Origin of the sequence: Jingyaoa shaoxingensis (assembly GCF_014385005.1) — a bacterium.
Taxonomy (GTDB): domain Bacteria; phylum Bacillota; class Clostridia; order Lachnospirales; family Lachnospiraceae; genus Marvinbryantia; species Marvinbryantia shaoxingensis.
Genome location: NZ_JACRSZ010000001.1, coordinates 345,952 through 368,424 on the forward strand (window position 1 = coordinate 345,952; position 22,473 = coordinate 368,424).

Here is a 22,473-nt window from a genome sequence, read left to right on the forward strand (position 1 = left end):
TTGCAATCAATGTAGGCTTACAGATCCGGATAAATCTTTTCTCCCAGATGCGTTGCCTTTCCATCAAACACAACCAGATAGATCTCCATCTCGTTTTCAAGCAGAAAGGCATGAATCTCATCTACTGCAATCCTGATTCCTTCTTCTTTGGGATAGCCAAAACCACCGGTGGATATCAGTGGAAAAGATATGGATGCGATTCCTTTCTCTTTTGCTATCTGCAGGCTCTTTCGATAACAGGCATGAAGCTTTTCCGCTTCCCCCTGCGTCCCTCCTGTGTAACGCGGACTCACTGCATGGATAATGTACTTCGCCTGAAGCCGAAAGCCCGGCGTAAGAAATACTTCTCCCTCTTCAGCATAGCCGATATGTTCTCTGCGATAATTCAAAAGTTCCTTATAACCGGCAGCTTTGTAAATCGCACTGTCACAGCCAGTACCAACCGTCGGATGATCATTGGCTGTATTGACAATCGCTTCTGTATTCATCTTTGTAATATCATTACGAACTATTTTAAATGGCATATATGAGATCCTCTTTAGATTTTTTTTATTTTCCACACGTTGCCGGAGTAACTTATATCCCAGGAGTCGGAAATAAGGTAAAAAAGCCCACCTACGAGCTATATAAAATTTACAGTTCGTAAGCGGGCATGGATGTTAGTCCTTCTCGTATTTTTCAATCAGGCATTGATGTTCTTTAGTGTCCTTGTCATAATTGATTCCAACGAGCAGAATATCACCTGTATAGCTCAGAATGGACTCCGGATACCGCTTGTTTTTTATCTGTTGCAGAGCTGTTGCCGCATCTCCATCCATTGCCAGTGTACGATTGAGTAACTGTTCCGATTCCTGCTGAAACATAACAAGTTCATTCCACTTTTTTCTTTTAGTTGCTCGAGTGAGTTCTTGCCTGATTTCTTCATTCGGAACAAAAGCAGTCTTCGGAAGTTAATGTAATCCTCCTGTGCCTTCGTATTGGCAGCTTCATCGCGAATAAGAACATCCCTTCTGAATCGCAGCCCCTGCTGTAATAAGCCGTGAGCATATTTGCTGTAATAGACTTTCCAAATCTTCTTGGACGGCTGTTGCAAATATAGCCCTGCAGCGTATTTAAAACCCTGTTTGTATATTTTATAAGTCCGCTTTTGTCTACATAAATCTCAGAATTCAAAGCAACCTGGAACGCAGAATTGTCTGGATTAACAAACATTCCCATGTATATCACGCTCCTTTCTTGGATGGCATGGTATACCATGTCTATTGTCCTTTGATTTTACCATCTAACAGAACAAATAGCAAGTTGATGCCCCGGTGCCGCGAAACTATTTTCTCCCAACGGAGGTACTTATACGGGAACTAAAGGTACCAGGCTCCATAAACCATGTTTATTTCCATTCTTCAATTTAATGATACCTGACACCTTATACTCTTTATAGTTCTTCACCATAATCCAAACAGTGTTTGCGCATTTTTCACATTCTCTGCTTTTACTTTCCCTGCATCCAGATCTTTTAATTCAGCTATCGTTTCTGCAATCAAGGGCAGATTCTTCGGTGTATTATATCCTTCCAGCGGCTCTGGTGTTAAATAAGGGCAGTCTGTTTCTAACACAATTCTCTCTATCGGAATATCTGTCATGGCTTTTCGCAGCACACTACATCTGTCTGTATAAGTGACAAGGCCGCCGATTCCAAGATAAAATCCAAATTCCATATATTGATTTGCCAGTTTTATATCCCCCTGAAAGCAATGAATAACGCCTTTAAACTGCCTTCGTTTCTTCTTCAGAATCGTTCTGATTATTCCATACCCATCCTGCTACGCCAACCAAGTCAGCCATATCACGAATTCTGCGGCAAAAACCACATCCCTGAACCTTTCCGGAAATAATCAATCATTTTCTAACTATAATATCCGCACTCATATACTGCCTCCCTGAAAATGCTATACTAAAAGATCTACATATCCTCAGTTTTCTCCTTCCTGTCGATTGTAATGATTCTCAATTCTAAAATACTCCCATGCGTTATATGTAATGTTCACCAGATCAAAATAAAAGAATAAAAAGTCAGCATCATTTAACCGCATTCTTTCTTCATTTTCCACAACACTTTTTATATTTTTTCCCTGATCCACATGGACATGGATCATTCCGTCCTATTTTCGAATTCTGACGTACATAAGGCTGTTGTGATGCAAGAAAATCCTCATCCCATATCCAACCAGGATCCATACTGTTTTCTTCCCAGTCATCTGTTACATTCTGTCCATCCTCTATGTTATCTGTTAATCTTTGCGCTGCTTTCTTTCCATACATTGAACTCTTCTTCAACAGACCCGTCAGATATTTTGCCTGCTCGAATTCTCCACACTGAATGCAACAGTCTGCCAGAAGATATAAAAATTCCTCTGAACAGATGGTCTCCTGCTTCTGGTATTTGATCAGTTTTTTTCTGCTTTCTTCCATTCCAAAAGAACATGCCTCATGCATCATCTGCTGAATCTCTGATGGAAATTCACACATCTTACGCTCTTTTGTGTTCTTTTCAGATATCTTTGTAGTAAGCGCAAAATAATACTTTCTTATAAAGAAAAACGGAGATGTCAATCCCCGTTTTTCTACTCTTATTCTTTTGTCTGTGTCATTTTCTAATTTTCATGTTTTACAGTTTCGATTTTATTTATTTCTCTGCTTCTAATCTGGCAAGTTTTTTCCGCAATTCCACCAGTTCTGCTTCCGCAGCATTTGCACGTTGTTCTGCAGCATCCGCACGTTCTTTTTCTCTTGCAGTATTCCTTCGTTCAGTCTGTATGTCCATCTTTTCTGCATGTTCAAATAAGATTCCCATACCACGCCCTCCTATCTCGCCCATCATCTCTCTGGCTTCTTCATTTGGAACATTCATTTGCTTTAATAATGCCCATAGTGTATCTGTTCAGTACCTTCACAGATACAAAGCCAAAATTCAATAAAATCGCCTTTGGCGATGGAATTTTGGCGTGTATGTCTCGGGATTTTGGCATTTACATGCCAAAACACCTCGCGGGACAATGGTTTCTAAACAATACCCAACACTCCCTCTTTTATAATCTCTTTTATCTCTTCAGGTGCTTTTTCATATACTATATTCACAAATTCTTTTGCTTCTTCTGTGAATTTCTTCCAGTCACCCGGATTCTGTATCTTATTAATCAGCATCACGAGAGCCATCTCGTCTCCCTTTTCGCTGAGTTCCTCATTTGTATATTGATGCACACTTACTACATGGTATCTGAAATCCGGTATGTACTCACTCATTTCTTCTGCGAACTCAATCCTGTCCTTCAGATGTAAATCTGCCGTCCATTTATCTTCTCCTTCATAATATACAAACGGAATGATCAATGGATAACGAAATGATTTTCTCCGATTTGCATCCTTCTTAATCGCATTCTGCTTCGTTTTGTAATCATGCCATATGACACTCATATAGCGCAGCAACTGCATGGCTACATCATAATCCACTGCGCTTTTATGCTCTATCAGAGAGATTACATAAATCTCACGATCTGGTGTACCGTCTGCCCTATGCAAATACACTTTCTTGATGGTATCCGATTCAAATTCAATTCCGAGAAATGCCTGATATCGTTTTGACACATCTTCAATATCTTCTGGTTTCACCCCAGAAAGCATCTGAATCCCAGTATAATTGCTCAGGAACTGGCTGGTCAGAAGATTGCTTTTAAAAATCTCATGACCATTCACATCCCTCACATGAGACGTTGCATCGTAGTCCGTGTGCTTTCCTCTTTTGTTCTGTGACTGTGGTTCTTTCTTCATCGTACCTCCGTATTTGAAAACAAGTCACAGACAAAAGATGTCTACAAAATTACTGTAGCATAAGCACTCCATCTCTACAAGATATATTACAAATAATTCAACAAATATTCACTTCCATACGCTTTCACTTGCAAAACTGTTAATACGAAAAATCTGTATGCGGAATTCGGGCCTGCCTTGTTAAAAAGCTCCTGCCTTGACAATAATTTATTGTCTATTGGCAGGAGCCTTTGTTTTACGCAATAAAAGAAGACAGAGATGCTCTATTTTCGTTTTCACACTCCATTTTCCTGAGTATATACTCGTTCTTCATTTATCTTCATTTTACGATCAATGGATTTGTCCAGATCTACTCCCAGTATTTCTGCAATTCCATAAAGATAAATTGCCACATCAGCAAGTTCTTCCCCTATTTCATCTAAACTTTTCTTTTTTCTCCATGCCTCGAAAGCCTCTGCCATTTCTCCATATGTAAGAGAAAATTCCAGTGGAATATCTGTAATGTTAAAATTATGCGCTACTTTATTCCTATATATTCTTTCCTGTCGTTTCATTTTCTATTCTCCACTATTTTTCTTAAATAACAAACATCGTATTCTTGTTACAAGATGCATATCATACAACGCATGACATCATCTGCCTCAATTTACTATAACCCAAATAATTTCTTTGCATTATGCGCCGTCTTTTCCTTTACATATATGATATCAACACCCTTTAACTCTGCCACCATGCCTGCTATCAATGGCAAATTCTTCGGTGTATTATATCCTTCCAACGATTCTGGTGTCAGATACGGACAATCTGTTTCTAGTACGATTCTCTCCATCGGAATATCTGTAATGGCTTTTCGCAGCGCACTGCATCTGTCTGTATAAGTGACAGATCCTCCGATTCCAAGGTGAAATCCAAGTTCCATATATTGGTTCGCCAGTTCTACATCTCCCTGAAAGCAATGAATAACGCCTTTAAACTGTCTTCGTTTTTTCTTCAGAATCTCCAGTATACGTTCATCCGCTTCCCGTGTATGCAGGATCACCGGTAGGTTTACTTGATCCGCAAGATCCAGGAAATACTCAAACCACTCTTCCATCTGATTTACAAATTCTGTATCCAATGTGGCAACATGAAAATCCAGTCCTGTTTCCCCAATGGCTACAGTATCTGGGTATACAGCCAGTTTCTCCAGCTGTTTTCTGGCATCTTTTGCTGTAATTTTCGAAACCCGTGTAGGATGAACCCCAGCTGCAAATCTGGCATTTTCAAAACCGGCAAGCTTTTCCCGCATCAGGAAATTGGAATCATATTCTATTGGAATCTCAATGTTCCGTATCCCGGTATCCTGCATCCACCGCAAAATATTTCCCCGTTCTCTATTGAAGCGTTTTGCATGTAAATGGGTATGGGTATCGATCCAGGGAAGATCCTTTTCATAACTATTTTCCATTTCTCTATTCTCTCATTCCTTGTGCAAAATATCAGATTTTATTCCAGCATATTCCCACGTCTCTGTATCCAGCAACAAAAACTCCTGTGTTCCGATTGGTCTGCCATCCCGGTACGTGGAAAACACATCTGAACTGATCAGGTTCTTTTCTCTTGTAATCTCATCCATCGGGGTATGACCCACTACCTGAAGCAGCTTCCGTGGCTTATACAACCGTATACCCGAACGCTGTGGACGCAGCCAGATCGGGGACATATCATTCCACATCTCTGTCCTGCCAAGCTTATTGATCTCTTCTATCACCGCATCTACATCGTGATATTTCGATTTTGCAACATACTCTTCAACAAAATAATCTAACACTCCTCCATGGGAAAACAACACATTATCTATCTTCTGTACATAGCAAATGGGATTATCTTCCGGAACCGTCCTTCGCAGTTCCAACAGTTTTTTCTGCACTGTTTCTGATGCCATCGGGCTGTATCCACTCTCCAGACAATGCCAGAAGTAGCTCAAGTCATGGTTGCCATAACACCATGCCGTATCTGAGAACTCCGTGGCAAACCGGATTGCTTCGTCATAGGTCTTTTCATAGAGTTCAATATCATATTCTCTGCCCCAGTCATCCGGGATATCCATCAGACATACCGCCCGTTCTGCTTTACCCGTTCTCATAAAATCTGCCGCCTGTCGAAACATCCAAGGCTTCAGATGCACATCTGGAATTACCAAAACTTTCATCTATGTCACTCTTTCTTTCCACACTTGTATCAGCAGCTTTCATTCTCTATTTTAATTTTATTCATAAAAATATTTATGATCAAAACAAATTGAAAAGCATACATTACGTTATTCAACCAATTAGCTGTCATGAATGGCAGCTCTCCCCTTGTTTTTCTTTGAAATTTAGGAATCCATATTTGAAATACCCACATAACAGACTGAATCCATGCATAATGCATTATCATTCGATCTTCCGATCTCAGATATTGTCTTGTGACTCTGTACATATAAATCAGGACTATCGCTAAAATGATAAAAATAAGGCCATATTCGCAATATTTGCCCAGCCCCCATGAATGGGCAATATATTTCACTCTTATCCCATTAAACCATTCCTCCAGTATTGGTCCTGACAGGTATGATATTCGATGCCATAAATAGATGCCAATTATTGTCATTATGATAACCAATGCATAACATATCTTAATTTTTACTGATCCCTGATACTCCCATATCATATACGCCAAAACGATAAGTGCAATTAAAGTTGCGCAATAGAATTGTTCTGCGTTACCTAAAATGATGACATCCACAATCATTAACATCATTGGGAACATACTGTTTCTTATATGGTTACGATTCATCGACTTATCTGAATGGTCCGCCAGCATAAAAACCGCGCATAATATAAGCAATAAAGCCATACCCGATAACGAAAATACCGTAATCATCATTTGCTGAATAATGTCTATTCCAAGGAACTCTCCACTGAATAACAGATAAGTCAACAACACTGTATGTACGATCCGGCTATATTTTTTCAAATATCTGCCAAAATCTTTTTCAAAGATAACAGTAATCAATCCCAGCACACACCCGATCACTCCAGGCCATCCAATACCGTCAGCCCATTTATAATCAATTTGTAAAAATCTGTAGAAAAAAATAGCGCTGCATATATACAATATCATTCCCAGTATAGATACTATACCTGCACACCATTTACTTACTGTCACTGATGTTTTTCTCACTTATCGTTCACCTCTTTCCCTCTGACTGCTATACTATACACCATTCCCAGTTCCATGAGGCAACCTGCGTTTATAACAACTGTCTTAGAGAAAAACGGCATTTTTTCATTAAACAGATAAGAAACAATCGGATCTTTCATTCCAACTATGAATATCGCCACCGCACTTATGAAATGAATCATCACTGCCAATGAGATTATACTTTCCGTTAAATCATTCTTTTTTCTTGTCTGGATATATACTCTGCTAATCCATGCAGTTAATGTTCCGAATGCGATCACTAATACGAGAAATCCAATGATTCCCAATTGTCCCCACACTAACGCATTCATATACCAGTCTGACGCATCTCCACCATAGAGCATCTGGGTGCCATATCCACTCCCCCATATTTTTCCATTCTGAATCGCAGAGGAAATATTCACCATACTGCTTTCCATATATCTTTGATATGATAGCAGACTACGTAATGGTATACGAAATGTCCTGTGAAAGGCCACCACGTATAATCCCATTGCACTTCCCATCTGTAACACACGCCTCGTCCGGGCTTCTTTACTGATTACAAGTGCATAAATAATTAATGTGGCACTAATGACATGTATATACAATCTTTGTTCTGTTACCAAAAATAAAACCACAGCTCCCAAAAATCCAACCATTCCCAATCGTTTTGGGACACAGGAAATCTTTTTTCTATCCCTATATTCTGAAATTCCGTACACTATTACTACGCTCAAAACTGCCATTACGACCTGTTTTGCCAATTCTAATACATTGAATTGTGTTGCCGCAAATGTCATCGCAGTCCCATATACCCACAAAAAACTAATCAGCATCAAAATTCTCAAATTCATTTTTCTCTTTTTCGTATTCATATTCTGACATATCCTTTACAAAGATTTCTCACATGTAATGCAGTTCCTACTCATCATCTAATCCCAAACCCCGAATCGCCAATTTCTACCGGAATATCTGCTACATCAATTTTTCTGATCTTAATCAGATCACTGCTGTTTTCAACCAATTTCAACGTCTTTTTTATCTGTTCTTCCGTTCCCTGCATCTCTGCAGTCACACTGCCATTCTGATTATTCCATACCCATCCTGCTACTCCAACCTGCTCAGCCATATCACGAATTCTGTGGCGAAAGCCACATCCCTGAACCTTTCCAGAAATAATCAATCGTTTTCTAACTATAATATCCGCACTCATATACTGCCTCCCTGAAAATGCTATCCTAAAAGATCTGCGTATCCTCAGTTTTCTCCTTCCTGTCAGTCGTCATTATTTTCAATTCTAAAATACTCCCATGCATCATATGTAATGTTCACCAGATCAAAATAAAAGAACAAAAAATCAGCATCATTTAACCGCATTCTTTCTCCATTTATATCTAATACATCTTCCAACTCACCATCTGGATTCACTAACAAGATTGCTCTGATATTTTCCGAAAAATTTTTTATGACTTCCAGTAAAATGATCATCTCTTTCTTTACTACTTTTTGTATCCACCTATACAGGCAATTTTCCTGCATGTCCGATGCCCTGAGATATTCTTCCACTGTTTCCGGAATCATGATCTTCATCTCTGCACTTTCGACTTCATACCTACAACATTCTTTTTTCCACTCTTTCAGGCTTCTATCCAATACTCTTGCATTCCCGATCAATGATATAACTGTACTCTGTTCCCGTATCGTATCCTCCAGTTCCGCTAATTCTGGAAATATCTCATAAAAATGATATCCCTTTTCCCTCAAATAGCGCCTGTTTTTCATATATACGTCATAGTCCCTGTTCTTCCTCTGAAGAGAACGCATATCCACTTCCCACAGCCATATCTCTTCTGGCGTCTCTCCAAATAGATTTAAATCCGGCAAGCGTTCCATCAGAATCGCCAGATTCGGCAGTCCAGCCTGATAAAATACTATATATGCACCAGATGCCCAGCTGCAGTAATAAATATGACGCAGTATATTTTCTGTCACTTCATCTGTATACAATCCATGGAGCAATTCAGGAAATATAACTTTGCACTTCTCTACAAATTCCTTTCTGGCAACTTCATCAAATTCTATGTACTTTTCGTCAATGATTTTCAGGAACTCATTTTCCTCTTCTTTATTCAAAGGCTCATCCACTTTCCAGATAAAATCTCTTTGCCACGATTGTCCATCCGTTTGCATTACGAAATTTACCTGAATAAAAATGGATTTATTCTCCTCTTTTCGAATATATGGATATGCAATGCATTTTTCTACTTTCATTCCACTCTCCTGATTTGCATCTTACTGTCCGTTCTCTTGAAAACCAGCATACTCGACTCACTCATGATCATTGTTCAAACTATTCAACATTGCCTTAAATAATTCTATCGTACCACCAGTTGCAAACGGCTGGTCTTGTCTGTGTCTATCACTTCCACAAGAAGCTAAAAGGTCATATTTTATCTGTAGCTTTTTAAGAAATTTCATACGTACCGGATCATTCAGGTACATTTCGTAATAAATTTCCATTCCGGCAACTGCTCCTGCTGCCTGTTTAAAATCCCTGACAAGTTGTTCTATTTCTTCTTTATTTAATGAATATCCATATGGATGTGCCAGACATGGGATTCCTCCATATTCTATAATCTTTTTGACAGCTGTTTCCATGGTTACATAATGAACGTACTTTGTACTTGGTATATAATATGGGCTGAAGTTTCCTATCTGATGATCAAATGCATCATCTATACTGGATTCTATGCCTTTCTCTACCAGAACTTTTGCAATCTGATGTCTGCCTACATGTTCACATGTACGTTCCACATTACACACTTCATTCAATGTTATATTAATCTTTCTCTTTTTAAGATCTTCCAGAATTGCTTTCACATAATCCAGTTTTCCATCTTCAATTCCAGAAAACACATCCTCAAAATCTTCTGGATTCACACCATTAGGAAATATTCCTACTACATGAATTTCCGTTGTATCCTTCCATGCCGGTACATAATATTCCGTAGACAACTCTATTCCCGGAACAATCATCATCTGCCCAGACATTTTACATTCTGTAAATGTAAAACAATTATGATCTGTAATTGCAATCAGCGAAAGACCAGCTGCCTGTGCTTTTCCAATTACCTCATCTGGAGATTCCATTCCGTCTGAATTCGTTGTATGTAAATGCAGATCAATAAGACCATTCCTTTTTTCTAATAAATCCATATGTTTTTTCATAATTAACGTTTCATCTTTCCTAATTTGCCTAACTTCAATTCAACTGCCATATCTGAATACTTCATTACTTACTAACCGATCCGACTGGACTCTTCCATAATATCATGATGTACAGCCAAAATAATCCCTAAGTTCTTCCGATGCTGCACAAACACAAGATGTATTTGAAACAGCCATGCCTATAATCATCAGTAACACCATAATTCTTTTAATACTCTTCATAAACAAGAGTAAATCCAACCAGTGCAATGATCATTAAGTAAAAGAAAACATCTTTTGAAAACCGATTTTTAATATATTTTGATTTTCGTTCTCTCAGTTTCATTAGTACATCCTCCTGTTTTTGTATATATAGAATATACATCACAAAGCAGAAATACCGTCTCCGTTTCCTTTGCCGTAATTCTATTCATACCAGCCATAACATTCAAGTATATCTCAGAAAACATAATCGATTCAGACTATCCCATTTAGCATAAGGGATCTTACTCCGCGCAGTCCCTTTTTGAAGCAGTCTTCATCATGCCTACCATGTTCTATTGGATAAAACCAATAATCCATGTCTTGAACCACTTCATCACCATACAGCTTTCGATTCAGATAAATCTCAGGCTCATCTTCCAGACACTTCTGTATGCTATTACTTATCATTTGAAGATGCTCACAAAATTCTGTTTCTCCTAAATGGAGATAGTCACGCAAAACAATTCCCAGCATCACAATTTGTAATCAATATTAAATTTTGTTTTTCAACATATCCACTTATCCAAAATGCTGAAAATCGTTTTCTGTGAATCTTTGTGATTTTCTCTTTTCGCAATGAGGAATTCTCACGGCAATATTGTTCCACTTTATATTGAAACAGACCATCCAGTTCTTTCGAAATCCGTTCTGCGGATATTTTTTCTATTCCTCTCTCTTTTAAGTTATCAATATATTTTCTTAATATATCACTCCAGATCTTTTTCCCGATAAATCCATAAGTTGTTGAAAAATCCATTTGTTCTTCTACAATGGCAAATTTGTCATTTTCATTCCATACAGTAATACTTCCCATTTTTCCGAGCAGCCATCGTTTCATTCCCGTTATACAAAAACTTTCTATCATTTCTCTCCCCTCAAAGTTCTTCATATTAATAAAAGGGATGCTCACCACATCCCTTTATCATGTACATCAATCAATATACCCATCCGGTGCCTTTGCACACTGGACAATCTTTGCCATTCTGTTTTTTCGTTCCATTACATGCGCTACATACATGTTCTGCCATATCTGTCTACCTCCTCTCCTTGATACGATTGTCTCACTACATTTCGCCTTTCTTTTGGAAATTAAAGCCGAATCATTCTTCCGCCACACTGTGAGCAAGTTGCTGTATCTCTCAGCGCTCTCATGCGGACTGTATAACCACAACTCGTGCATTTAAACCATTCGCTCATATTCTCTAGTCCTCCTCTCTTTGATAATACGAGTATGCCATGCCTTTCCGCTTCTTGTTTGGAAAAATTTGTCGAACGATTTTGTTTGCATCCCTCTCATATTTATGCTATCGTAAAACGACATTTCAACGGAATCTAATTATCCTGCCATTCGGCATTTATTCCTAAAATGTAAAATATAATAGAAACGAGGTATTGCCTATGACTGAAACTGGCAAACATGCGCTGACACAGAACCCATACAATCTGATATGGAATTCCATTAATCCTGAAGAGAAAGTGCCCTATGGCATGATGAATGATTATATGTTCCGCGCTGTTCTCCAAAGATCTCCAGCTGCTTTACGAGGACTTCTCAGTGCTCTTCTGCATATACCGAAATCGGAAATCATCTCCTGTGAGATCTGCAATCCGATCATACTTGGTGACGCACTGGATGAAAAGACATGCATTCTTGATATTCTGGTATTATTAAATAAGAATCGGCAGATCAATCTGGAAATGCAGGTTGGCCCCATTGAGAACTGGACCGACCGCTCTTTGTATTACCTCTGTAAAATGTTTACAGATCTGAAAGAAGGGATGGATTATACACAAACCAAACCTTCCATCCATATTGGTATCCTTTCAAAATCACCGGTACCAGAAGACGCTGCTTTTTATAATGAGTATGCTTTAAAAAACAGAAAAACCGGCTATGAATTTACTGGAAAATTCTCGCTTCACGTGTTAGACTTATCTTATATCAGTAAAGTCACAGATGATGTAAAGAATACCTCATTATATCACTGGGCATGCTTATTTAAAGCAACAACATGGAAGGAGATGCTGGCTATGGCTGAACAATCAGAATCTATCCGAAAAGCGGTTGTAACCCTTCGTCAATTGACAAACGATGAGAAAATAAAATTACAGTGCGAAGCCAGAGAACGCTACCGCATGGACTGGCAAAGCTCCATGCGTACCAGTTTTGAAAAGGGAAAAAAAGAGGGGCTGACTGAAGCTGCCGTCGATACGCAAAAGCTTATTCTTCTGACGCAAACCCTTATGGCTGCAAACCGTATGGATGATTTAGACAGAGCTTTAAAAAATGTATCTTACCGAGAGCAGCTTATCCATGAACTTCATATTGCTCCAGATGATTCCATATCTCAATAAATGATAAAAACCCCCACTGCAGATCAGATTTTCTGATTCCGCTGTGGGGGTTCTCAGTTATTTTCAGTGGAGCTCTCAATTCTTTTCCGCGAACGTCACACAGATCTTCATTCTTCCCTCAACCTTCTCGACCTCTGTGTTTCCTTCCCGTTCTTTTGTTAATTCATTGATCTTTTTCTTTAAGCCGTATGTCTTTTTCCCTGCCGGGCAGGTGAGCAGTACCACGGCCTGTTTGGCAATGACGTTGATCTGGACATCAATTTGTTTTTTATCTGGATCGTGTATTTTCTCATTCTCTGCTATGGCATACTCAAAGAGTTTCACCAGCACTTTTCCCATGCACTGTATCCCGTCCTGATCTTCCGGATAGTTCTGCACTTTACATGTAACTTTGATTCCCTGCTGCCGTGCCCGTTCTGTCTCAACATATAGGATGGAGTCCAGTTTCCAGTCCCTGCAATAGATGCCGGCGTGAATGTTCTGGTATGCTTTTTCCAGATCACTCAGGTATTCTGTTATCTGGGTCTGTTTTTCTGACTGTTCTCCCCGTTGTATAATCTCCTGCATCTGTCGGTCAATCAGTTTCCGGCTCTCTTCGATATGACTTCTCTGATATTGCATTGCCTGATATTGGGACTGCATCATGGTCAGCTCCAACTGCAGGAACTGGCTCTCTGTTCGGATCTTTTCTTTTTGATTACTGAATATTTTAACTAATCCAAGCGTTGCTGCCGCTGCTACTATAAGGCACGGCATCACCATTCCACGTCTGGTTCCATCTTCGGTTGCAATCGGGATGAGCTGTGAGGTCTGCATCACCAGAAAATATTCCAGGTAAATGATCCAGATCAGCCTCGTATGAGGAATTTCGTAGTTCCGGAATAAAATTTGAATTTTTTTCATTATGGCATAAATCGATATAAATAAAAGTAATTCAAAGATCCATGCCAGCAGATCCTCTGGTCTGAAAGTCAGGTACCAGCCAAACATTCCTTCCGGTCGTTTTTCCAGCCAGTTCAAGACAACCATAGAAAATACCATAACAGGCATAGCAGATAGTTCCGAAATTGCAATTGCAAATAAGACTCGTATCGGTTCTGCTTCAACCAGATAAATACAGAGAAGGCATGCGCCTATACTTCCCAAGGCTCCCAGTACAATTTCTGTCAGATGTCCTGATACGGAAATCTGATCACCAAGAGACTGAAAATAACACAGCAATGTAGTTCTGACAAGCATAAAACCAATCATATAGCCTTTATGCTTCATTTTTCCCACCAGAAGTTCCAGGATTTTGACAGCAAAAAGCTGGAGGGGCAGATTGATCAGCACCATTCGGATCCAATGGTTATCTCTCAGAAACCATTCTATTACACTGCTCATTTGCTCTCATCCTCCTGTATTCTGTTTTTCAATAAAACTATCTCACAAAAAACAGACATTTTCTGATCAATACTTACTTTTTCTTCACCCTGATATTGTTTTACCAGATATTCTATAATTCCTCTTCCTATCCCGTGCTCTCCCTTTTTCTCCGTTTGAAAATTGATCTTCTTATCTGGACGGATTTTATTCTTTATCTGCAGCCAGACTTCTCCCTGCTCTTTTTCTTTCATATCAAGCCAGATGCCCCGCTGCTCTTCCGATTCTATTCTCTCATTCTCTTCTATGGCATTATCCAGAAGATTGACCAGAAGCCCTACCATATCTATATCTCTGACCAGTGCGTATCCTTTTTCTTCTATATTCATGCAGAACGGAATGTTCTTCTCCCGGCATTGCCGTCCCTTCATAGAAAGAATGGCATTCACCACTTCACTTTCGCTCTCACCTTTGTTCTCCACTTGCCGGTATTCCTGCTTCAGGCTGTCCGCATATTCCCGGAGTTCCGATTCATTCTGCTCCTCCATCAACTCTTCAAGGGTCTGGATATGTTTTGCCAGGTCATGCCGGAACTTTCTTGTCATATCAATCTGACTCTGTATGGTTTGATAAAAGCCCTGCAGCGTAACCATATAAGACTGTATCAGCTGATTTCGTTCTGCCTCCTTTTCCAGCTGCACTGTTTTCTTCGCTAATACCAGTACAGAAAGAGCAATGACTAAATAAGCTGCTATAATATACATCTTGCTATGCTCCTTCCATCTGTCTCATCACCCAGCGCGTAAAAGCTGCCTTTGTCTCTTTCTCATAGGCTCTGCTGACAGCAAGTCTGTCACCGTTTTTCATATGAAAGACGCCGCCTTTATACTCTTTCACGTTAGGCAGATATACAATATAGCTGTTATGACATCGCAGAAAATCTGGCTTTGTCAGATAAGTTTCACACACATCCAGACGGTCTTTGATCTCATAATCTCCCCAGGCTGTAACCAGTCTGGTCTTGCGCGCTGTACGCTCCAGATAATAGATGTCATCCGGCGAAAAACTTATCATTTCTCTATTCGCACAAAGAAATGGGATCTGTTTTTTCTGTTTTTCCCTGCACCGCAGAATTCTGTCAAAGATCTCACCGACCCTGCTCTGAAACTGTTCTTTTAATGCAAACCAGATATGTTCTGTCCGATACACATCCGTAGCATAACTGAGATGATTCGTCAAAAAAATGATCAGGCAGGATGACCATTTCTTATGTACTTCCTCTGCCAGTTCGATTCCATTCCCGTCTCCAAGTTCGATATCCAGAAATAACGCTTCAATCGGATCGCCTTCATAATTTAACAGGCTTTCTTTATCCGGAAAATATTGTATCTCGACATCCAGTGAAGTCTTTTTCCGGTACTCTCCTATGATATGGCTGGCTCTTCTGCCCCATACTTTGTCATCATCACAGATTCCTATGATCATCGTTGTACCTTCTCATTCTGTATAAGTATATACCGTTATAATTATTCTTTTAAATTATATTATCATGCTATAAACGTGTCAAATGATTTAGTCGGAATTTTGCACAATGAAACTTTCATTTGTGTAATTCTTTACTGGATGTTTATATCTGAATATGTTAGACTTGTTTTGTTGATTTGTCATATATTATTTATGAAACGTATCGTTTTGTATTATTATTTTGTTGTTTATTATAAAAATATAATATGCTTAACCGAGTAGCTGGGGGATGTGCTCTCATCTGATCTGAGCCTACAGAAAGGGTGATTATTATGAGTACATACGAAGAATTGCAAATCATACTTACTACTGCTCTGCTCATCGTTGCAATTTTGACTTATACATGTAATAGAATCTCACTTGTGAGATTCTGCGCCTGCGGCAGGTCGCTTGCGGCATATTCCATCCTGCCGCAGTGCGATCCTTGCGGAGCATTTTCTTTCATTGAATGTAATTCATATGAAAGAAAAATAGCCGTCCTGTTCTCCGTTAAAGTCCAGACGGCTATTCTTATAGTCTAAATTAGATTTTGCCGGGTCGGGTGAGCTGCGTTCACTTTCCGGCTACCTTGTTAAGTGTATTATATGCAATTCCTGCAGATTTGTCAAACACAAAACTTGATTCTACAGATTCGTATATCCCATCAGTGACTCATCCACAGCCTTGGCTGCTTCCCTTCCTTCCCGGATGGCCCATACGACCAGTGACTGTCCTCTGTGCATATCTCCCGCGGTGAAGACGTTTGGTACGCTGGTCTGGTATTTTCCAGGTGCGGTGTCTACGTTGGTGCGTCCGTTGATGTTGACTTTGAATGCATCAGTGACGTATTTCTGAGAGCCCAGGAATCCTGCTGCAATGAGCACGATATCTACATTGATGATCTCTTCGCTGCCTTCGATCGGCACCATCATCATACGGCCGCTCTTCTCGTCTTTTTTGCTCTGGAGTTTAACCAGTTTCGCCTGTACCAGTTCTCCGTTTTTGTTCTTGATGAATTCAGAAACGGTGGTGGTGTAGATTCGTGGATCGTGACCGAACTTGGCGATAGCTTCTTCCTGACCATAGTCTGTCTTGCAGACTCTTGGCCACTGCGGCCATGGATTGTTGGCTGCACGTTCATCCGGTGCTTTTGGCATCATTTCCAGCTGAATGACATTCTTGGCTCCCAGACGGATAGAAGTTCCCACGCAGTCATTTCCGGTGTCACCGCCACCGATAACCATGACCGTCTTACCCTTGCAGTCAATGTATTTATGATCCTCAAAGTTGGAATCCAGCAGGCTCTTGGTGGTTGCCTTCAGGAAGTCTACGGCAAAGTAGATACCCTTGGCATCTCTGCCCGGTGCGTTGATATCTCTTGGATTAGAAGCACCACAGCACAGAACCACACGGTCATATTTCTGAAGTAATTCTTCGGCTGTGATATCCACACCGATATTGGCATTGGTCACAAATTCGATGCCTTCTTCTTCCATCAGCTTCACACGGCGGTCGATGACCTGTTTTTCCAGCTTCATATTCGGGATACCGTAGCGGAGAAGTCCGCCGATGCGGTCATTTCGTTCAAATACAGTTACTTTATGTCCTCGCTTATTCAGCTGCATGGCAGTAGCCAGTCCGGAAGGTCCGCTTCCTACTATCGCTACGGTCTTGCCGGTGCGTACCTTAGGAGGATTTGCTTTTATCAGCCCTGTGGCAAAGGCATTTTCGATAATGGTGCGCTCATTTTCCTTGGTGGAAACCGGGTCTCCGTTCAGGTTGCAGGTACATGCTTTCTCACACAGTGCCGGGCACACTCTGGAAGTGAATTCCGGGAAACAGTGTGTCTTCATCAGTCTGGCGTAAGCCTGTTCGTAACATCCGTTGTACAGCAGATCGTTCCACTCCGGTACCAGGTTGTTCAGAGGACAGCCGCTGGCCATCCCTCCGATCATCATACCTGCCTGGCAGAATGGTACCCCGCATGCCATACATCTTGCCGCCTGCTGGCGCTGTTTTTCTTTGGAAAGAGGAGTATGGAACTCATTAAAATGCTTAATTCGTTCCAGAGGGGACTCTGCTTTCGCCGTTTCTCTTTCATAATCCATGAATCCGGTTGGTTTTCCCATCTTATTTTCCTCCTTTCATAATGGCATTGAATGCTTCGATCTGGGCCTGCTCACTGTTCAGACCTTTTTCTTCCATCTGTACAATTGTGTTCATCATCTTTTTATAATCGTTTGGAATTATTTTCTTAAATTTTGGAAGGTACTCATCAAAATGATCCAGGATCTCTTTTCCTTTTACGGAATTAGTGTAGGAAACATGGTCTGTGATCATCTGTTTCAGTTCTTCCACATCGTATTTATTTTCCAGCTTTTCAATAGCTACCAGTTCTTTATTTACCTTACGATAAATGTCACTGTGTTCATCCAGAACATAAGCCACACCGCCGCTCATACCGGCTGCAAAGTTCTTGCCGATCTTACCGATAACAGCTACACGGCCTCCGGTCATGTATTCACATCCGTGATCACCCACACCTTCCACTACTGCGGTTGCTCCGGAGTTACGAACACAGAAACGTTCACCTGCCAGACCGTTGATATAGGCTTTTCCACTGGTGGCACCGTAGAGAGCTACGTTACCGATGATAATATTCTCATCCTGTTTATAAGTAATGCCCTTTGGTGGATAAACGATCAGTTTTCCTCCGGAAAGTCCTTTTCCGAAGTAATCGTTGGAATCGCCCACCAGTTCTAGGGTCAGTCCCTTTGGAATAAAGGCTCCAAAGCTCTGTCCGCCGGCACCGTTACACTTCACGGTGAAGGTATCTTCTTCCAGTGTGTCGTCATATCTGCGTGTGATCTCAGAACCGAAGATCGTACCAAATGCACGGTCGGTGTTGGTCACATCCACTTCAATGCTTCTCTTCTGTTTCTTATCCAGAGCCGGTTTCAGCTTCTTCATCAGGATACGCTCGTCAGCGGTCTTCTCCAGATGGAAATCATAGACATGTTCCGGATCGAAGATGCATTTCTCTCCCAGATATGGGTTATCCAGAATCGCACTTAAGTCTACGCGGCTGGCTTTTTCTTTGTAGAAGCCACTGCCCTTTTTCAGCAGGTCAGTTCTTCCCACCAGTTCATCCACACTGTGTACACCCAGTTTGGCCATGTATTCACGCAGATCCTGAGCAATGAATTTCATAAAGTTTTCCACATATTCCGGTTTGCCTTTAAATCTCTTGCGTAGTTCCGGATTCTGTGTTGCCACGCCCACCGGGCAGGTGTCCAGATTACATACACGCATCATGACGCATCCCATGGTTACCAGCGGTGCGGTTGCAAAACCGAATTCCTCTGCACCAAGAATCGCTGCAATGGCTACATCACGGCCACTCATCAGCTTACCGTCGGTCTCGATACGGACTTTATTTCTCAGGCCGTTCATGATCAGGGTCTGATGAGTCTCAGAAAGTCCCAGTTCCCAAGGAAGTCCTGCATTGTGGATAGAACTTCTCGGTGCCGCACCGGTACCTCCGTCATAACCGGAGATTAGGATAACCTGTGCTCCCGCTTTGGCTACACCGGCTGCGACGGTACCAACACCTGCTTCGGATACCAGTTTGACAGAAATTCTTGCCTGCTTGTTAGCATTTTTCAGGTCATAAATCAACTGTGCCAGGTCCTCAATAGAATAAATATCGTGGTGTGGCGGTGGGGAAATCAGGCTCACGCCCGGTGTGGAATGTCTGGTCTTGGCAATCCATGGATAGACCTTTCCACCCGGCAAATGACCACCTTCACCCGGTTTTGCTCCCTGTGCCATCTTAATCTGAATCTCCTTGGCACTGGTCAGATATTTGCTGGTCACACCAAATCGTCCAGATGCTACCTGTTTGATCGCAGAACTTCTGTCATCCGCAGTTCCGGCTGTCGCCAGACGTTCATCACTTTCGCCACCCTCTCCGGAGTTGGATTTTCCATGGAGATGGTTCATGGCAATAGCCAGTGTCTCATGGGCTTCCTGTGAAATAGAACCGTAAGACATGGCACCTGTCTTAAATCTGGTCACAATATTTTCCACCGGTTCCACTTCATCGATCGGGATGCCTTCTTCCGGATAGTTAAAGTCCATCAGGCTGCGCAGATATCCGCTTTCTTCCCGGTTGACACGGTCGGTGTATTCTTTAAACATGGCATAATTACCCTGTCTGGTTGATTCCTGTAATAAATGAATGGTCAGCGGATTGTAACGATGTTCTTCTCCCTGACTTCTGGACTTATGACGTCCGATGCTGTTCAGAGTCAGATCGGTGGTCAGTCCCAGTGGATCAAAGGCTTCATTGTGAAGTGCTTCGATCTGTTTTTCAATATCTTTTATAGTAATACCGCCTACACGGCTGACGGTATTGGTAAAGTAGCGGTCGATCACTTCTTTGCTGATACCGATGGCCTCAAAGATCTGAGATCCCATGTAGGACTGAATGGTAGAAATACCCATCTTGGATGCAATCTTAACAATACCGTGAAGCACTGCTGCATTGTAATCATCCACTGCTGCATAGTAATCCTTATCCAGCATCTTGCTGTCAATCAGTTCATGGATGGTATCCTGAGCCAGATACGGGTTGATGGCACAGGCACCATAGCCCAGCAGGGTTGCAAAATGATGTACTTCTCTTGGTTCCCCGGATTCCAGAATGATGGCCAGTGAAGTACGTTTCTTGGTCTTTACCAGATACTGGTGAACAGCGGATACTGCCAGCAGGGATGGAATCGGCACGTGGTTCTCATCCACACCACGGTCTGTCAGAATCAGAATATTCACACCATCTCTGTGTGCCTTATCTACCTCTACGAACAGGCGGTCAATGGCACGGTCCAGACTGGTACTCTTATAATAAGTAATCGGAACTTCCGCTACCTTGAAGCCTTCCACCTTCATATGCTTGATTTTCAGCATATCGGTGTTAGTCAGGATCGGGTTATTCACTTTTAATACTTTACAGTTTTCCGGTTTTTCTTCCAGAAGGTTGCCGTCTTCGCCAACGTATACGGTAGTGGATGTGACTACTTCCTCACGGATGGCATCGATTGGCGGATTGGTAACCTGTGCAAATAACTGCTTGAAATAGTTAAATAATGGCTGCTGCTGGTCAGATAAAACAGCCAGCGGGGTATCAATACCCATAGCACCAATGCTCTCTGCTCCGTTTAATGCCATGTTGCGGATAGAGGTACGATACTCTTCAAAGGTATAACCAAATGCCTTCTGCAGTCTTGCACGCTCTTCATCGGAGTATTCCGGAACACGCTTATTCGGAATCTTCAGATCTTTTAATTCTACCAGATTGTTATCCAGCCATTCACCGTACGGCTGTCTGGATGCATAGAATTCTTTTAATTCTTCATCGTCTACGATTCTGCCCTGAACGGTATCAATCAGCAGCATTTTTCCTGGATGAAGACGTTCTTTCATGACGATCTTTTCCGGTGGGATCTCCAGTACACCTACTTCAGAGGAAAGAATCATATAGCCATCGCTGGTGACATAATAACGGGATGGACGCAGACCGTTGCGGTCCAGAACCGCTCCTACCAGGTCACCATCACTGAACATGATAGATGCCGGACCATCCCATGGCTCCATCATGGTTGCGTAGTACTGATAGAAATCTCTCTTGTTCTGGGACATGGTCATGTTGTTGGCCCATGGTTCCGGAATCAGAATCATCATAGCCAGTGCCATATCCATACCGCTCATGATCAGGAATTCCAGTGTGTTATCCAGCATGGCAGAGTCAGAACCGGATGCATTGATCACCGGAAGGATCTTGTGAAAATCTTCTTCCAGATATGGGGATGCCATGGTCTCTTCTCTGGCCAGCATCTTGTCGGCATTGCCACGGATGGTGTTGATCTCACCGTTATGCACAATAAAACGGTTTGGATGTGCACGTTCCCAGCTTGGGTTGGTGTTGGTGCTGAATCTGGAATGTACCGTTGCAATGGCAGATTCATAGTCCGGACTCTGCAGATCCTTGAAGAAGGTGCGCAGCTGTCCTACCAGGAACATACCTTTGTATACAATGGTACGGCTTGAACATGATACCACATAGGTGTTTTCATTACTCTGTTCAAACTCTCTTCTTGCCACATAGAGTATACGATCAAATGGCAGTCCTTTTTCCACATCAACCGGTTTCTTAATAAATGCCTGCATAATATACGGCATTTTATCTAATGCTTTCTGTCCCAGTACTTCCGGTACGGTCGGAACTACACGCCATCCAATAAGCTCCAGTCCATTCTTTTCCAGAATGATCTCGAACATCTTCATGGCCTGGCGTCTCTTTAATTCATCCTGTGGAAAGAAAAACTGTCCAATACCGTATTCCCTTTCTTTTCCAATAGAAAAGCCGAGAGCGTCACAGGTCTTTTTGAAGAATTTGTGGGAAATCTGTAAAAGGATTCCTACTCCATCACCTGTTTTGCCCTCGGCGTCTTTGCCGGCTCTGTGTTCCAAATTTTCAACTATCTTTAATGCATTCTCTACGGTTGCCCGGGTCTTGATACCCTTAATGTTTACCACTGCTCCGATACCGCAGTTATCGTGCTCAAATTCTTCTCTGTACAATCCAGGAGACTGAGCAGGTACTGTTCTGTTTTCCATAACCTGACTTGCATCCTTTCTTTGGGTTTTAGAAACGCTGTAAAGTGCTTTCCGAATTATTATGATCGATAT

22 protein-coding genes and 1 pseudogene are annotated in these 22,473 nt (G+C 41.4%); 1 reads left to right on the forward strand and 22 read right to left on the reverse strand.

The window, feature by feature from the left end; genetic code table 11:
• Window positions 1-17 precede the first annotated feature (17 nt).
• The 17 genes and pseudogenes from H8716_RS01685 to H8716_RS01760 form a co-directional block, all read right to left on the reverse strand.
• Window positions 18-524 carry a macro domain-containing protein gene (locus H8716_RS01685; protein WP_249306743.1) on the reverse strand — a complete coding sequence of 169 codons (507 nt, stop codon included), beginning with the start codon at window positions 522-524 and terminating at the stop codon, window positions 18-20.
• 135 nt (window positions 525-659) lie between these two features.
• Window positions 660-863, reverse strand: coding sequence for a hypothetical protein (locus H8716_RS01690; RefSeq protein ID WP_249306744.1), 204 nt, complete (start codon window positions 861-863; stop codon window positions 660-662).
• Window positions 864-999: 136 nt separating this feature from the next.
• Window positions 1,000-1,218: pseudogene (locus tag H8716_RS17800) on the reverse strand (AAA family ATPase); the annotation flags it as partial.
• Between the two features lie 224 nt (window positions 1,219-1,442).
• Window positions 1,443-1,805, reverse strand: coding sequence for a TatD family hydrolase (locus tag H8716_RS01700; RefSeq protein ID WP_330606446.1), 363 nt, complete (start codon window positions 1,803-1,805; stop codon window positions 1,443-1,445).
• The gene (locus H8716_RS18015) at window positions 1,765-1,896 is read right to left on the reverse strand and encodes an acylphosphatase (RefSeq protein WP_408610874.1); all 132 of its coding nucleotides are present in this window, start codon (window positions 1,894-1,896) and stop codon (window positions 1,765-1,767) included. The genes H8716_RS01700 and H8716_RS18015 overlap by 41 nt, the downstream gene beginning before the upstream one ends.
• 201 nt (window positions 1,897-2,097) lie before the next feature.
• The gene (locus H8716_RS17555) at window positions 2,098-2,526 is read right to left on the reverse strand and encodes an SEC-C metal-binding domain-containing protein (RefSeq protein WP_283242898.1); all 429 of its coding nucleotides are present in this window, start codon (window positions 2,524-2,526) and stop codon (window positions 2,098-2,100) included.
• A 157-nt stretch (window positions 2,527-2,683) separates the two neighbouring features.
• Window positions 2,684-2,851: a hypothetical protein gene (locus tag H8716_RS01710; protein WP_249306745.1), complete on the reverse strand. Its 168-nt coding sequence runs from the start codon at window positions 2,849-2,851 to the stop codon at window positions 2,684-2,686.
• Window positions 2,852-3,060: 209 nt separating this feature from the next.
• The gene (locus tag H8716_RS01715; RefSeq protein ID WP_249306746.1) at window positions 3,061-3,825 is read right to left on the reverse strand and encodes an Rpn family recombination-promoting nuclease/putative transposase; all 765 of its coding nucleotides are present in this window, start codon (window positions 3,823-3,825) and stop codon (window positions 3,061-3,063) included.
• A 275-nt stretch (window positions 3,826-4,100) separates the two neighbouring features.
• The gene (locus H8716_RS01720; RefSeq protein WP_249306747.1) at window positions 4,101-4,379 is read right to left on the reverse strand and encodes a MazG-like family protein; all 279 of its coding nucleotides are present in this window, start codon (window positions 4,377-4,379) and stop codon (window positions 4,101-4,103) included.
• Between the two features lie 95 nt (window positions 4,380-4,474).
• Window positions 4,475-5,272, reverse strand: a complete 798-nt coding sequence (locus H8716_RS01725; protein WP_249306748.1) for a TatD family hydrolase — start codon at window positions 5,270-5,272, stop codon at window positions 4,475-4,477.
• Window positions 5,273-5,284: 12 nt separating this feature from the next.
• On the reverse strand, window positions 5,285-6,016 hold the full coding sequence (locus H8716_RS01730) for a metallophosphoesterase (RefSeq protein WP_249306749.1): 732 nt from the start codon (window positions 6,014-6,016) through the stop codon (window positions 5,285-5,287).
• Window positions 6,017-6,045: 29 nt separating this feature from the next.
• A complete protein-coding gene (locus tag H8716_RS01735; RefSeq protein WP_249306750.1) occupies window positions 6,046-7,029 on the reverse strand; it encodes a hypothetical protein in 984 nt (327 codons plus the stop codon).
• Window positions 7,026-7,832: a hypothetical protein gene (locus H8716_RS01740; protein WP_249306751.1), complete on the reverse strand. Its 807-nt coding sequence runs from the start codon at window positions 7,830-7,832 to the stop codon at window positions 7,026-7,028. The genes H8716_RS01735 and H8716_RS01740 overlap by 4 nt, the downstream gene beginning before the upstream one ends.
• Before the next feature lie 128 nt (window positions 7,833-7,960).
• Window positions 7,961-8,245, reverse strand: a complete 285-nt coding sequence (locus H8716_RS01745) for an acylphosphatase (protein ID WP_249306752.1) — start codon at window positions 8,243-8,245, stop codon at window positions 7,961-7,963.
• A 62-nt stretch (window positions 8,246-8,307) separates the two neighbouring features.
• Entirely contained in the window at window positions 8,308-9,303 is a 996-nt protein-coding gene (locus H8716_RS01750; RefSeq protein ID WP_249306753.1) for a hypothetical protein, read from the reverse strand.
• Between the two features lie 57 nt (window positions 9,304-9,360).
• Window positions 9,361-10,248, reverse strand: coding sequence for a PHP domain-containing protein (locus H8716_RS01755; protein WP_249306754.1), 888 nt, complete (start codon window positions 10,246-10,248; stop codon window positions 9,361-9,363).
• A gap of 706 nt (window positions 10,249-10,954) precedes the next feature.
• A complete protein-coding gene (locus tag H8716_RS01760) occupies window positions 10,955-11,317 on the reverse strand; it encodes a hypothetical protein (RefSeq protein ID WP_249306755.1) in 363 nt (120 codons plus the stop codon).
• A 674-nt stretch (window positions 11,318-11,991) separates the two neighbouring features.
• Here H8716_RS01760 and H8716_RS01765 point away from each other — a divergent pair.
• A complete protein-coding gene (locus H8716_RS01765; RefSeq protein ID WP_249306756.1) occupies window positions 11,992-12,858 on the forward strand; it encodes an Rpn family recombination-promoting nuclease/putative transposase in 867 nt (288 codons plus the stop codon).
• A 75-nt stretch (window positions 12,859-12,933) separates the two neighbouring features.
• On the opposite strand, the gene H8716_RS01770 is transcribed toward H8716_RS01765, so the two are convergent.
• The 5 genes from H8716_RS01770 to gltB form a co-directional block, all read right to left on the reverse strand.
• Window positions 12,934-14,241 carry a hypothetical protein gene (locus H8716_RS01770; protein WP_249306757.1) on the reverse strand — a complete coding sequence of 436 codons (1,308 nt, stop codon included), beginning with the start codon at window positions 14,239-14,241 and terminating at the stop codon, window positions 12,934-12,936.
• Window positions 14,238-14,984: a GHKL domain-containing protein gene (locus tag H8716_RS01775; protein WP_249306758.1), complete on the reverse strand. Its 747-nt coding sequence runs from the start codon at window positions 14,982-14,984 to the stop codon at window positions 14,238-14,240. The genes H8716_RS01770 and H8716_RS01775 overlap by 4 nt, the downstream gene beginning before the upstream one ends.
• A 4-nt stretch (window positions 14,985-14,988) precedes the next feature.
• The gene (locus H8716_RS01780) at window positions 14,989-15,705 is read right to left on the reverse strand and encodes a LytR/AlgR family response regulator transcription factor (protein WP_249306759.1); all 717 of its coding nucleotides are present in this window, start codon (window positions 15,703-15,705) and stop codon (window positions 14,989-14,991) included.
• Window positions 15,706-16,367: 662 nt separating this feature from the next.
• The gene (locus tag H8716_RS01785) at window positions 16,368-17,852 is read right to left on the reverse strand and encodes a glutamate synthase subunit beta (RefSeq protein WP_249306760.1); all 1,485 of its coding nucleotides are present in this window, start codon (window positions 17,850-17,852) and stop codon (window positions 16,368-16,370) included.
• Between the two features lies 1 nt (window position 17,853).
• Window positions 17,854-22,401 carry a glutamate synthase large subunit gene (gltB, locus tag H8716_RS01790; protein WP_249306761.1) on the reverse strand — a complete coding sequence of 1,516 codons (4,548 nt, stop codon included), beginning with the start codon at window positions 22,399-22,401 and terminating at the stop codon, window positions 17,854-17,856.
• Between the last annotated feature and the right edge of the window lie 72 nt (window positions 22,402-22,473).